Here is a 13,269-nt window from a genome sequence, read left to right as displayed (position 1 = left end):
AATCAGTTGGTGCCCGCCGTCTGCAGGAAATTGCGCAGCACCGGCGACGGCTGTTCCGGCTGCATGCAGAACGGCAGGTCGAAACGCGCTGCTTCGTCCTCCAGCACGCGATAGACGATCTCCTGCGGGCGGAAGCTGGCCATGCTGGCCGGGACGATCGCCACGCCGGCGTCCACCGCCACCAGCGACAACACCGCGTGCATGCCCTGCGCTTCCTGCACCACGCGCGGGGTGAACCCCGCCGCGGTGCACAGGCCCAGCACCTGTGCATGGAAGCCGATGCCCTCGCCCGCCGGCCATGAAACGAACGATTCGTCGGCCAGCATCGCCACACTGACCTCCGGCGCGTCGGCCAGCGCATGAGCGCGCGGCAGCGCAATCGCCAGGCGGTCGTGGTCGAAGTCGTGCAGCACCAGCTCGGCGGCGGGGATCGGTGGAATCAGCACGCCGACGTCGATGCGCTGCTCACGCAGCCACAACTGCTGCTGGCGTGATGTGGCTTCCTGCAGATGCAGCTGAACGTGCGGGTAAATCTGGCGAAAGCGGCGGATCAAACCTGGCAGTCGGCCATACAGCGCACTGCCGACATAGCCTACGCGCAGGCTGCCGGACTGTCCGGCAGCAGCTTCGCGCGTGCGCTGCAATGCCTGCTCGGCCTGCTGCAGCGTTGCCCGCGCCTCCACCAGCAAGGTCTGCCCGGCCACGGTCAGGCCCAGCGTGCGGTTTCCGCGCACGATCAGTTCACTTCCGAGCTCGTCTTCCAGCCGTCGTATCGCCGCCGTCAGCGGCGGCTGTGACATGTGCAGGCGGGCGGCGGCGCGGTGGAAATGCAGTTCTTCGGCCACGGCGACATACTGGCGAAGCAGGCGCAGGTCGATCATCTCGAAGCAGGCAGTGGGAATCCGCCTAGGGTACGCCCTCAGCCACGCACGTCGACGCTGGCGCGGGCGATGGCCGGCCACTGCAGCGCCACCGACTCGATGCTGTCGGCACTGACCGCGCACAGATCCCTTGGGTACGCCACATGCTCGGCCTCCTGCAGGCGCAGTGCGTGGAACTGGCCATTGCTTGCGCGCAGCACCCAGCCGCCGTCCTGGCAGCGCGTGGATGCCAGATAGGCCACACCTTGCGCAACAGCTTCCGGATGCAGCTCATCGGGCTCACCCTCGATGCCCCACATGCGCGTCTTTGCCACCGGCGAAACCGCATTGACCACGATGCCATGCTCGGCGCCCTCCAGCGCCAGCACATTGACCAGGCCAAGCGCGGCCAGCTTGCCCATCGCGTAAGCGGACAGCCCGCGCTGTGCGTACTGCGGATACAGCGCGCGATCAGACGTGGTGATGACGATGCGCCCACCGCCCGCCGCGCGCATCGCCGGCCACGCCGCCTGCGCCAGCCACAGCGGCGTCTTCGCCGCCAGGCACAGCATCTGCTCCAACGCATCGTCCTCGATCGCTTCCAGTGGCTGGTACTCGACCCAGCCCGCGTTGTGGATCAGGAAGTCGATGCGGCCGTGCGCCTGCAGCAGTTCCTGCACCAGCGCATGGCAACCGCTGCGATGATCGATGGGACCATTTGCGGCCTGCACTGGCAAACCCTGCCGCTGCAGCGCTTCGACGCTGCGCAGGATGCGCTGTGGATCGGCGCCGCGGCCATCGGTACCGGCACCGACGTCATGCATCACCACCTGCGCACCGCGCTCGGCCAGCAGGCGGCTGTAGGCCAGGCCCAACCCACCCGCGGCACCGGTCACCAGGCCCACCCGGCCCTTGAAGGAAATATGCGAAATCGGCTTCATGCGCACAGCTTCAGCCAAGCTCACCGCCCCCGCCAATACCGTTGACCATCGGCCACGATACGCTCTCGCTATCACCGGAAAAGGGGACGGAGGGGATTAAGTCGTAACTCGCCCTACCGTGCCTGAAACGACTTAATCCCCTCCGTCCCCTTTTTTCGTTCAGCGGCTGAAGCGGCGCGCGCCGGCGACGCAGATCACCGCGACCACGGTCACCAGCACCATGCTGAGGCTGACCGATTCGTGCAGCAGCAGCGCGGCCAGGGCAAGGCCGAAGAACGGTTGCAGCAACTGCAACTGGCCGACGGCGGCGATGCCGCCCTGCGCCAGCCCGCGGTACCAGAACAGGAAGCCGATCAGCATGCTGAACACTGCCACATAGCCCAGCGCCCACCACGCCGAGGCACCGACCGCAGTGAACGAGGACGGGCGCATCAGCACCGTCAGCGGCAGCATCACCGGCAAGGCCAGCAGCAACGCCCAGCTGATCACCTGCCAGCCGCCGAGATGACGGGCCAGCCGGCCACCTTCGGCATAGCCCAGCCCACACACCACGATCGCCGCCAGCATCAGCAGGTCGGCCTGCAACGATGCATCGATGCCGTTGCGCACCGCATAGCCGACCACGCAGGCACTGCCCAGCAACGAAAACAGCCAGAACGCCGGGCGCGGCCGATCGCCACCGCGCAGCACGCCGAACACCGCAGTGCTCAACGGCAACAGGCCGAGAAACACGATGGTGTGCGCCGACGATGCGTGGCGCAGCGCGAGTGCGGTCAACAACGGAAAGCCGACTACCACTCCGAGGCTGACCACTGCCAGGCCTGGCAGGTCACTGCGCCGCGGCCACGGCTGGCGCAGCAGAAGGAGCAGGCCGAGGCCGAGCACGGCGGCAATGGTCGCGCGTGCAGCGGTGACGAATCCGGCGTCCAGCTGCAGCACCGCCAAGCGGGTGGCCGGCAGGGAGCCGGCGAAGATCACCACACCGATGAAGCCATTGATCCAACCACTCGCCGACCGTTCCACGCCTGTACTCCTGAAGGTGCCGGACGATGCCCGGCTGGACCTGCATGGAAGCATCCGGCGCGGGAAGACCCCAGCTACAATCCAGTACAGTCGCAAGTAACTGTACTACCCACACTTCCACTACGGTTCCACCATGCCGCGCCCGCTTACCCGCATCGAATCGGTCATCCAGACCGTCCGCACCCGCATCAGTGCACGGGTGGATGGTCCCGGCTCACGCCTGCCTTCGGTACGTGCGCAGGCTGCGACGATGGGAGTTTCAGTCTCCACCGTGGTCGAGGCCTACGAGCGCCTGGCGGCCGAAGGCCTGATCAGTGCGCGCGCAGGCTCGGGCTTCTACGTCAGTGGCCCGGCCGCACCGCTGGCGCTGGCCGAACTGGAGCCGCGGCTGGATCGCGCGGTGGATCCGCTGTGGGTATCACGGCAATCGCTGGAAACGCCCGCGGGCGACCTCAAGCCAGGGTGCGGCTGGATGCCCAGTGACTGGCTGTATCACGATGGCGTGCGCCGCGGCCTGCGCCGGCTGGCGCGCGCCGATGCCATGCAACTGGTGGACTACGCCGCCCCGCTCGGGCTGCCCGCGTTGCGCCAGCTGCTACAAAGGCGCAGCGCCACGCTTGGCATCGATGCACCGGTGGAGCAGATCCTGCTGACCGAATCCGGTACCCACGCGGTCGATCTGCTCTGCCGTTTCCTGCTCAAGCCCGGCGACTGCGTGCTGGTCGATGACCCGAGCTACTTCAATTACCACGCGCTGCTGAAGGCGCACCAGGTGCAGGCCATCGGCGTGCCGTACACGCACAGCGGCCCGGACCTGGAGGCGTTCGCGCAGGCCCTGCAGGCACATTCGCCGCGGCTGTACATCACCAATTCCGGATTGCACAACCCGACCGGCGCGGTGCTTTCCGCGAGCACCGCACACCGCCTGCTGGGCCTGGCCGAACGCAGCGAACTGATCATCATCGAGGATGACATCTTCGCCGACTTCGAACTGCAGCCGGCACCGCGGCTGGCCGCGCTCGATGGACTGTCACGGGTGATCCACGTCGGCAGTTTCTCCAAGACGCTGTCGGCAGCGTCGCGCTGCGGCTACATCGCCGCGCGCCACGACTGGATAGAGGCATTGACCGACCTGAAGCTGGCGACCAGCTTCGGCGGTGGTCATCTGGCCGCGCAGTTGATGCACATCGCGCTGACCGACAGCGGTTACCGCCGCCACATGCAGTCGATACGTTCGCGCCTGGCCGATGCACGCCGGCACACACTGCGGAAACTGCAGACGCTGGGCATCATGCCGTGGCTGCAGCCGGAAGCCGGCCTGTTCCTGTGGTGCCAGCTGCCCGATGGCCGCGACGCCGCCGCACTGGCGCGGCAATGCCTGCGCGAGGGCATCGTGCTGGCGCCGGGCAACGCGTTCAGCCAGTCGCAGCGCGCGGCCGACTATGTCCGTTTCAACGTTTCGCAGTGCCAGGACCCGAGGATCTGGCAGGTACTGGCGCGCGCGCTGCGTTGAGCTGGTAATGCGCGACCAGCGCATCCACCACCACGCGGACGCCCGGCAACTGGCCGCGACGATGCGGCAGCAACACGCTGGTGGTGACTTCGCCGGCATGCCACGCCGGCAGCACCTGCTGCAGGCGGCCGGCGGCGATGGCCGCAGCACACAGGCTGTGTGGCAGTACGGTGATGCCAAGACCCGCTTCTGCCGCCGCGATCAGCAGCTGCGATTCATTGCCGACCAGCGCCACCTGCGGCTCCACCTGCACGGTGCGGGCGTCGGCGCCGTGCAGCGTCCAGCGCGTTGCATGGCGCGCGGTCAGCAGGCCGGCATGCGCGCGTAGCTGTTCGGGCGTGTCCACTGCCGGCGCGGCTGCCAGATAACCAGGGGACGCCACCAGCACGATGCGTTCGCTACCGAGCATGCGCTGCACCAACCCGGAATCCGGCAGCGGACCGAAGTGGCTGCGCAGGGCGATGTCGATGCCTTCCTGCGCCAGGTCGATGAAACGATCACTCACTTCAACTTCGATGCGCAGCCGTGGATAGCGGCGGGCCAGTACAGGCAGGCACGCGGCGAGCTCGCCCTGCACCACCGGAATCGAAGCACTGATTCGCACGGTCCCGCTGGGTTCGGCCTGGCGGTCGCGGACAATGGCCTCGGCGGCCTCGACCTCGGACAACGCTGCGCGTGCGCGCTCGAAGAACTCCTGACCGACCTCGGTCAATGCGAAGCGGCGCGAACTGCGCTGCAGCAGCCGCACCTGGAGCTGTTCTTCCAGCAGCGCCACGCGCTTGCTCAGGGTCGAGCGCGGCAGGCCCAGATGGCGCCCGCCTGCAGCGAACCCGCGCTGCTCCACCGCGGTCACGAACAGGGCCAGATCGTTGAGGTTGAGCATGCGCAACGTCCACAGATGTGGACTTCAGGATGCCATTCAAGCGGCTTCCGGGGCAATGTCCACGCAGGCACGCTTTCCTCACCCGCCGCATCGCGGCTTGAACCGGAAACCTGCCATGACCCCGATCCTCTTCTACGGCGTGCCCTCGGGCTGCTCGTTCGGCTCCATCGTCGCCCTGGAATGGCTGCGCCAGCCGTATCACCTGTGCCGCATCGACATGCCCGGCCAGGTGCAGAGCGAAGACTACCGCCGCCTCAATCCGCTGGGTGAAACCCCGACCCTGCGCACCGCGCAGGGCGAGCTGCTCAGCGAGAGCCTGGCCATCCTCAACCATCTGGCCGCGAAGGGCATCGCGCAGGGGCTGGGCTTCGCACAGGGCACGCCCGGCTTCGATCGCCTCAACCACCGGCTGGCCTATCTCAACACCAGTTTCTTCGGTGCCTACGCGCCGCTCTGGCACGCACTGGAGCATGCGCAAGGCGATGAAGGCGAGGCGCTGCGTGCCTATGGCACCACCAAGGTGCGCCACGCCCACCAGGCGCTGGAGCAGATGATCGGCACGGGCCCGTGGCTGCTGGGCGAACAGCGCAGCTTTGCCGATGCCTACTTCGCCGGCATCGCGCGCTGGAACGACTATCACCAGGTGGTCGATCGTCGCGAGTTCCCCAGGGTGCAGCAGCTGTTCGAGCGCCTGCAGGACGACGCCGGCGTGCAGTTCGCCCACGCCATCGAAGCGCAGCAGCCGGCAACCAGCAGCGGTGGCTTCCTCGGCGAGGTGCGGCTGGAAGACGTGCTTGAGGCAGCAGCGGCCTGAGCCCTGTCCTGCCCGTGTGGCAGCGGCGCGCAATGCCTCTTGCGCGCCGCGCTACAGTGGTATGTCCCCCGCCGCAGGAATCCGCGCATGTCCACGTTCTCCGATCCGCAGGCGGTGGCCCGCTATGCCGAAGCGCCGCTGCGCCAGGTGCCCGGTTTCCTCGCGTTGCAGCAGATGAGCCGCCTGCTGCTGGCCGAACGCGTTCCCGCGCAGGGCCGTGTGCTGGTGCTGGGCGCCGGAGGCGGGCTGGAGCTGAAGGCTTTTGCCGAGGCGCAGCCGGGCTGGCAGCTGCTGGGCGTGGATCCGGCCGCGCCGATGCTGGCCCTGGCCGAGCAGACACTGGGTCCGCTGATGCCGCGCGTGCAACTGCTGGAAGGCTACATCGACGATGCGCCCGATCTGCGCTTCGATGGGGCCAGCTGCCTGCTGACCCTGCACTTCCTCGATGCCGGGCAGCGCCTGCACACGTTGCGCGAGCTGCACCGGCGCCTGCAGCCCGGCGCGCCGCTGGTTGTGGCCCACCATAGCGTGCCGCAGGAACCGGCCGGCAAGCTGCGCTGGTTGCAGCGCTACGCAGCGTTCGCCGAAGCCTCGGGCGTTGCCCACGCCGATGCACAGCGCGCGATCGAGGCCATCGCCGAGCGGCTGCCGCTGCTGGCCCCCGAACAGGAAGTGGCGCTGCTGCAGGAGGCCGGCTTCGACGGCGTGGAGCTGTTCTACGCAGGCTTCAGCTTCAAGGGCTGGGTGGCGTACGCCGGGTGATGCCTACGGCACCACGGTGATGCCGATGCGCTGCATCAACAGCGCCACCTGCTGCACGTCCAGCGTGGCACCACGCAGGTTGGTGCTGCGCAGGTCCAGCTCACCCAGCTCCGAGTTGGTCAGGTCGCAGTCGGTGAAGTTGGCGCTGTTCCAGTCGATGCCCTCGAACTGGCCGCCGGACAGGTCCGATCCGGCGAAGCTGGCGCCACTCACATTCGCGCCATCCCATCGATTTTCCCACAGCTCGCACTTTTCCAGCGTTACCCGCGAGAAATTGGCATAGCGCAGGTTCGACTTCTTGATGAACGCGCTGCAGAACCAGCTGCGCGTGGTGATCTGGTTCATGAAGCTGGCGTTGCTGAAATCCGCGCCCTGCGCACGGCACTCGCTGATCTCCAGGCCCAGCGCTTTGATGAAATTGAAATGGCACATGCTGATATCGCAGCTGCGGAAACTGGCTTCCTTCAGCGTGGCGCCATTGAAGCGGCAGCCGGCGCGGCTGTCGGCATCGTAGAAACTGCAGTTGATGAACTCGGTGCCGGTCAGGTCCGCACCGGAGAAATCGCACTCGTGGAACTGCTGGTCGACCACTTTCTGGCCGGTGTACTGGTCCGCGCCGATGCGCAGCTTGCGGTGAACGGTGGGAGACATCAGGGATTCCATGCCAAGTGCCCCGCCATGATGCCGGGCCGCGAGGCCGATCCATAGACCCCGGGGCGGGCGGGTTCACCGGCAGTCCAGCCGCCCTGTGCCCTCCCGACCAATGCATGTTGTTGCATGATTATGCACGAACGTGCAGACTTGCGGCATGAGCGCCGACCCCAGCCCCCTACCCGCCCAGCGCACCCGGCAGATCCTCGAGGAGCTGCGCCAGCAGGGCCGCGTGGTCGCCGCCGAACTGGCGCGCCGTTATGCCGTCTCCGAAGATTCGATCCGCCGCGACCTGCGCGAGCTCGCCGCCCAGGGCCTGTGCCAGCGCGTCTACGGCGGCGCCGTGCTGCCGCCGCCCAAGGAACGGCCGCTGCGCGAGCGCCTGACCCGCGACCGCGGCGACAAGGCCGAGCTGGCCGCCCGCGTCTGCGCGCTGCTGCAACCCGGCCAGGTGGTACTGCTCGATGCCGGTTCGACCAATCTGGCGATCGCCCAGCAGCTGCCGGCCGCTCTCGGGCTGACGGTGATCACCAATGCCCCGCAGATCGCCACCGCCGCCAGCATGCTCGAAGGCACTTCAGTGCAGCTGATCGGCGGGCGCCTGGCCAGCGGTGGCGGTGCGGTCGGTGCCGAGGCGTTGGCCCAGGTGCAGCGCCTGCGTGCCGACGTGTACCTGCCCGGCCCCTGCGCGGTGGACGGCGACACCGGTGTGTGGGCAATGGATTCGGAAGAAGCCACGCTGAAGCGTGCGATGGTGGCCTGCAGCAGCCGCGTCATCGTCGCCGCCACCACTGAAAAGCTCGGTGCCCGCGGCAACTGGCAGATCGCCAGCCTGGACGAGATCGACGACCTGGTGCTGACCACCACCGCACCGCCCGCCTTGGCGGCTCGCTTCCACGCCGCCGGTATCGCGGTGCACCCCACGCCTCCCTGACCGTACTGCTCATGTCCCTTGCCAACCGCGCGCGTGCCGAACAGCACGCGACCCGCGCTGCGTTCTTCATTCCCGGCTTCGCCACCGCGTTGTGGGCCACCCTGGTGCCATTCGCCAAAGCGCGCACCGGGATCAATGACGCCACGCTGGGGCTGGTGCTGCTCTGCCTCGGTGCCGGCTCGCTGCTGGCGATGCCCTTGTCCGGCGTGCTGGCCGCACGCCTCGGTTGCCGCCGGGTGATGGTGGCCAGCAGCCTGCTGATCTGCCTGACCGTGCCCGGCCTGGCCCTGGCGGGTTCGGCCTGGACGCTGGGCGTGGTGCTGTTCGTGTTCGGTGCGGCCGTGGGCGCGATGGACTGCACGATGAACGTGCAGGCCGTCATCGTCGAGCGCGAAGCACGGCGGGTGATGATGTCTGGCTTCCATGCTTTCTTCAGCATTGGCGGCTTCCTCGGCGCGGCCACCATGACCGTGCTGCTGTCCGCACAGTTGCCGCCCTTGGCATCGGTGCTGATCGGTGTCGGCACCATGCTGCTGGTGACGCTGTTGTCGGCGACCTACTGGCACAGCGAACGCATGCCGCACGACACACCGATGCTGGCCCTGCCGCATGGCATCGTGCTGTTCATCGGCGTGCTGGCGTTCGTCGCCTTCCTCGGCGAAGGTGCGATGCTCGACTGGAGCGCGGTGTTCCTCAGCGACGTACGTCGCGTCGATGCCAGCCTCGCCGGCGTCGGCTATGTGACCTTCACCCTGACCATGACGGTCGCGCGCCTGTTCGGCGATGCACTGGTGGCACGCGTGGGCCGCCAGCGCGCGATCGTGTTCGGCGCGCTGCTCGCCGCTGCCGGCGTGCTGGTGCTGACCCTGGTCACGCCGTGGCAGGCATCATTGGCGGGCTATGTGCTGGTCGGCCTCGGTTGCGCCAACATCGCGCCCGCGCTGTTCTCGCTGGCCGGCCACCAGACCCGCATGCCCGGCGCGCTGGCCATCACCGCCGTTTCCACGCTGGGCTTTGCCGGCATCCTTGCCGGACCGGCGTTGATCGGCTTTGCCGCCAATCATTTCGGTCTGATTGCTGCGTTCATCGGTGTGGCCACGGCCTTGTTGCTGGTGGCCGTGTCCACACGTTGGCTGCGGGTTTAGTCCAAGGCATCAGCGCCGCCTGCGCCGCAGCTTCATCCGCAACCGGCGGTAGCCGATCACCGTGGCCGTTGCACACAACGCAGCGCCAGCCAGGCTCAGCAGCAGCAACACCGCCAGCCGGGCGGTGACCTGACGCAGCATCGCCGGCAGGTCCCAGCTGTGCAGGAAGTGGAACAGCCAGCGACCCACGCGCTCGCGACGCCCCATCGTCAGCAACGGGTCGCCAGTGGCCAGATCGAGGTAGACCCGCGTCGCCTCGGCATCGTCAAAATCAGCGATCGCCACCGGGAAGCGGCGTACCGCTGCGCCGTTCATGGCTTCCGGTGCACGCGGGTAGAAGTACGCATCCGCTGCATGCTGGACCCAGTACCCCTGCACGGGCGCATCGGACAACGCCCGCACCTTCTGCTGCAGCCATGCGGCCGGCAGCAACCGCGCAACCTGCAGATGACCATCACTGCCGGACACAATGCGGGTCTCGCCCTGCCCGTCCAGCAACACCGCGAACAACTCACCACCGATGCGTCGCCACTGGATCTCCACCGGCTTGAAGCGCGCGTCGTCGACGGCCGCCAGCAGCGCCGCCGGTTCACCCAACGCGCCATCCACCGCCACCGTACCGCCACGATAGCGTCCGCTGTCGATCGCTTCACGCGTGCTGCTGAAAACTCCCAACGGATTCATCGACATCAGCCCGCTGAAGATCCAGGTGAATATGAAGGCCGCAGCCACCAGCCCGATCAGATGGTGCCAGCGCATCCAGGGCTCGACGTACGGCGTCTTCGCGCCAGTGCGGTAGTGCCCGCGGAAGCGCCAGCGCCACACACCCACCACGATGCCGCTGATCGCTGCCACCGAGCACAGCGCGGACAGCACGATCACCACCCACGTCCACACCGGGTCCACCGACTGCATGCGCAGGAAGTACAACCAGTGCAGCCAGGCGCCCGCATAGTTCCAGCGCTGCTGCACATGCGGTGCGTCCTGCACCACTTCGCCGGTGTGTGAGGACACATACACATCCCCTGGCTGCGCGCCGCCCACTTCAACCCGGTACAGCGGCCGATGCGCATCCAGCGCACGCGAATGCGTCCAGCGGTCTTCATCCACGCGTGTCGCGCCGACGAAGGCTTGGCCGCCCGCGAACTGTGCGGCGGATGCTTCGGCTCGCTGTGCCGACACCGGCAGCAGCGCCTGGCCGGTCACGGCAGACCAGGCGCCCACGTTGCTGCCATTGCGCACCACGTACGCAGGCTCGCCACGCAGCGTCGTCAGCGCCACAACCTCCGGCTCGGCCTGCACCACGGCAGGCAGTACCGACAGCCCCTGCAGATCGCGAGCATCCCCCAGCACCGGCAACGCCGCCAGCCGCTCACCGGGTGTCAGCTTCGGGTAACCAATGAACAGCATCACCATGCCGCTGACAAACCACAGCAACATCAGCAGGCATCCGCCGATGCCCAGCCAGCGGTGCACCAGATAGGTCCAGCGCTTGGCGGTGGATCGCAACGTCATCGCCAGCCTCCTCAGAAGCGATGATCAACGGTGAATTCGACGCGCCGGTCCGCACCCAGCAGCCACTGCGTGCTGGTGTAGTACGCGGTGGCGTAGTACGCCTTGTCGAACACGTTGAACAGCCGCGCCGACAGCCGCGTGCGCTGTGCCGCCTGCCAGGTCAGTGCCAGGTCGGTGGTGCTGTAGCCGGGCAGCTCCAAGGTGTTGGCGTTGTCGGCGTAGCGCTTGCCGACGTAACGCACGCCGCCCGCCGCACTCCAGTCCGGTGCAAACTGCCAGCTCAGCCACACATTGGCCAGGCGCTCGGCCACGTTCGGTGGCACGTTGCCATCACGCGACACCAGCACCGCCGGCGAACCGGTGGTTTCCAGGAAGTCCTCGAACTCGGCCTTCAGCACCGTGGCATTGGCATCGAGCGACCAGCGCGGCGCGAAGTTCCAGTTCAAGGACGCCTCAATGCCACGCGAGGTCTGTGCGCCCACCTGCACGCGGCGATCCGGCACCAGCGGATCGCGGCTGAGCAGCCCGGTCTTGCGGATGCGGTACGCCGCCAGCGTCCACTCGCCGCCATCGAAGGCCTGCTTCAGGCCCACCTCGATCTGCCGGCCCTTGGCCAGGTCGAAGGCACCGTTGGCCGGGCTGATCATCAACAGGCCACTGACCGGGTCCGCCGCCTGCGAGTACTGCGCATACAGGCTCAGCGTCGGCCGCAACGCGAACACCGTGCCTGCACGCCAGCCGGTGCTGCGGTAGGTCTTCGAGAACGCGTTCTGGCCGCTGATCAGATCGGTACGATCAATGCGCGCGCGGTCGTGGCGCAGCCCACCCAGCATCGACCAGCGCTCGCTCAGCGCCAAGCGGTCTTCCACGAACAGCGCGTACTGCTCGGCACGATTACGGTAGCGCGGCAGGTTCGGCGCGTCGCTGGTGAACTGGCCCGGCACCGGATCGAACGGATCGACCGGGCCCGAGCTGCCGGCATAGGTGTTGTTGGTGTGCTTGAAGTGCGCGCGGTTGGCATCGAGGCCCACGGCGAAGCTGTTGGCCAGGCCCGCAATGTTCCCCTGTACCCTCAGCGTCGAGGTCAACCCGGTCTGGTCCTGGTCGTGGGTGATCTCGGTATTGCCTGAGCGATCGATCAAGCCGGTAGCGCGGTTGTAGACGTAGGCTTCGGCATTGCGCCAATCGCGCTGGCTGTCGATCTGGTAGAGGCGCGTGCGCCATTCGACGCTTGCGTTCGGCGTCCACAGCGCATCGAGCTGGGTCCAGCGGTCGCGGTAGCGGATGTCGCTGTCTTCCACGTTGTAGTTGCGGTGGCGCAGCGCCTCCAGCTGGCGGCCATCCACCAGTGGCGTGCCGAAGTAGCGCATCGGTTGCTGATAGCCTTCCGCATGGGTGAGCGACAGCTGCAGATCCGCACGCGGTTGCCACAGCAGTGCGCCGGAGAAGGTGGCATCACTACTGCGCCCGCGATCAACCCAGCCACCGCTGTAGTTGCCGCTCACATCCAGCCGGTAGGCCAGCTCGGGCGTCAGCGCGCCACCACTGCCGAAGCCCAGGCGTGCGGTGTCCTCGCTGCCCACGGTTGCGCTGATCTCGTTCTCGATTGCCCCACGCGTGGGCTTCTTCGGCACGATGCTGATCACGCCGCCGATCGCACCGTCGCCATGGATCACCGAAGCCGGACCGCGCAGCACTTCGATGCGCTCGATGGACCAGGTATCGAACGGAAAGGTGATGCCCACGCCGCCATACTGGCGCAGCCCGTCATACAGGCGCATCACGGAAGCGCCATCGGTGAAGCCACGGCTGGACAGCGCACTCAGGCCGTTGCCCGGGTGCGGCATCGCACTGATCGCACCGGCGCGGCTGATCGCATCATTGAGGTTGGTGTCGCCGCGCTGTTCCAGCTGCTCGCGCGAAATCACCGTCAGGCTGGCCGGTGTCTGCAGCACGCTCAGGCCCAACGCAGAGCCTGCGCTGGAGGTGGAAGACAGCTCGCCGCTGCGGGTATCGACCACGCGCACGGTATCCAGCGTGGTCGGTGGTGCCGCATCGGCGGCAAGTACAGAGGCGGTGTGCAGGAGCAACGCGCACATGGCAGGCAGCGTCGCCCGGCGCAGGCGCGCGGAGTTGGGGTTCGTTTTCATCTGTTCACGGCATGCAAGGCCACCCTGCAGTGGCAGGGCAGCTCAGGGAGTTCGGCGAACGCGCACGCAGTCGCGCCA

12 protein-coding genes are annotated in these 13,269 nt (G+C 67.5%); 5 read left to right on the top strand and 7 right to left on the bottom strand.

The features are described 5' to 3' along the window. Nucleotides 1-2: 2 nt before the first annotated feature. The 3 genes from AC5P9N_RS00290 to AC5P9N_RS00280 all read right to left on the bottom strand — a co-directional run bounded on the left by AC5P9N_RS00290 (nucleotide 3) and on the right by AC5P9N_RS00280 (nucleotide 2,824). Entirely contained in the window at nucleotides 3-881 is an 879-nt protein-coding gene (locus tag AC5P9N_RS00290; protein WP_024956088.1) for a LysR family transcriptional regulator, read from the bottom strand. A gap of 38 nt (nucleotides 882-919) precedes the next feature. Next, nucleotides 920-1,801: an SDR family NAD(P)-dependent oxidoreductase gene (locus tag AC5P9N_RS00285; RefSeq protein ID WP_024956089.1), complete on the bottom strand. Its 882-nt coding sequence runs from the start codon at nucleotides 1,799-1,801 to the stop codon at nucleotides 920-922. A gap of 159 nt (nucleotides 1,802-1,960) precedes the next feature. Beyond that, nucleotides 1,961-2,824, bottom strand: coding sequence for a DMT family transporter (locus AC5P9N_RS00280; RefSeq protein ID WP_043033646.1), 864 nt, complete (start codon nucleotides 2,822-2,824; stop codon nucleotides 1,961-1,963). 133 nt (nucleotides 2,825-2,957) lie between these two features. Between AC5P9N_RS00280 and AC5P9N_RS00275 the strand changes: the two genes are divergently transcribed. Further along, nucleotides 2,958-4,337: an aminotransferase-like domain-containing protein gene (locus AC5P9N_RS00275; protein ID WP_043033647.1), complete on the top strand. Its 1,380-nt coding sequence runs from the start codon at nucleotides 2,958-2,960 to the stop codon at nucleotides 4,335-4,337. Here the strand turns inward: AC5P9N_RS00275 and AC5P9N_RS00270 are convergent. Continuing rightward, entirely contained in the window at nucleotides 4,276-5,220 is a 945-nt protein-coding gene (locus AC5P9N_RS00270) for a LysR substrate-binding domain-containing protein (RefSeq protein WP_099484771.1), read from the bottom strand. The genes AC5P9N_RS00275 and AC5P9N_RS00270 overlap by 62 nt on opposite strands. Nucleotides 5,221-5,335: 115 nt before the next feature. Between AC5P9N_RS00270 and AC5P9N_RS00265 the strand changes: the two genes are divergently transcribed. Then, nucleotides 5,336-6,034, top strand: coding sequence for a glutathione S-transferase family protein (locus tag AC5P9N_RS00265; RefSeq protein WP_024956092.1), 699 nt, complete (start codon nucleotides 5,336-5,338; stop codon nucleotides 6,032-6,034). A gap of 87 nt (nucleotides 6,035-6,121) precedes the next feature. Beyond that, nucleotides 6,122-6,796, top strand: a complete 675-nt coding sequence (locus AC5P9N_RS00260; RefSeq protein ID WP_049453891.1) for a class I SAM-dependent methyltransferase — start codon at nucleotides 6,122-6,124, stop codon at nucleotides 6,794-6,796. A gap of 3 nt (nucleotides 6,797-6,799) precedes the next feature. Here AC5P9N_RS00260 and smqnr read toward each other — a convergent pair whose 3' ends face one another. After that, on the bottom strand, nucleotides 6,800-7,447 hold the full coding sequence (smqnr, locus tag AC5P9N_RS00255; RefSeq protein WP_044569588.1) for a SmQnr family pentapeptide repeat protein: 648 nt from the start codon (nucleotides 7,445-7,447) through the stop codon (nucleotides 6,800-6,802). Between the two features lie 157 nt (nucleotides 7,448-7,604). Between smqnr and AC5P9N_RS00250 the strand changes: the two genes are divergently transcribed. Together AC5P9N_RS00250 and AC5P9N_RS00245 are read left to right on the top strand one after the other, a co-directional pair. Next, nucleotides 7,605-8,381, top strand: a complete 777-nt coding sequence (locus AC5P9N_RS00250; RefSeq protein ID WP_012479318.1) for a DeoR/GlpR family DNA-binding transcription regulator — start codon at nucleotides 7,605-7,607, stop codon at nucleotides 8,379-8,381. An 11-nt stretch (nucleotides 8,382-8,392) separates the two neighbouring features. Then, entirely contained in the window at nucleotides 8,393-9,526 is a 1,134-nt protein-coding gene (locus AC5P9N_RS00245; protein ID WP_049459421.1) for an MFS transporter, read from the top strand. A 9-nt stretch (nucleotides 9,527-9,535) separates the two neighbouring features. On the opposite strand, the gene AC5P9N_RS00240 is transcribed toward AC5P9N_RS00245, so the two are convergent. After that, nucleotides 9,536-11,041, bottom strand: coding sequence for a PepSY-associated TM helix domain-containing protein (locus AC5P9N_RS00240; RefSeq protein ID WP_099484770.1), 1,506 nt, complete (start codon nucleotides 11,039-11,041; stop codon nucleotides 9,536-9,538). 11 nt (nucleotides 11,042-11,052) lie between these two features. Beyond that, on the bottom strand, nucleotides 11,053-13,191 hold the full coding sequence (locus AC5P9N_RS00235) for a TonB-dependent receptor (RefSeq protein WP_012479315.1): 2,139 nt from the start codon (nucleotides 13,189-13,191) through the stop codon (nucleotides 11,053-11,055). Between the last annotated feature and the right edge of the window lie 78 nt (nucleotides 13,192-13,269).

The sequence above is a fragment of the Stenotrophomonas sp. YJH_SMC_6 genome (assembly GCF_059371335.1).
Note: the sequence above shows the minus strand (reverse complement) of the source record. Positions and strands in the feature narration are given on the sequence as shown.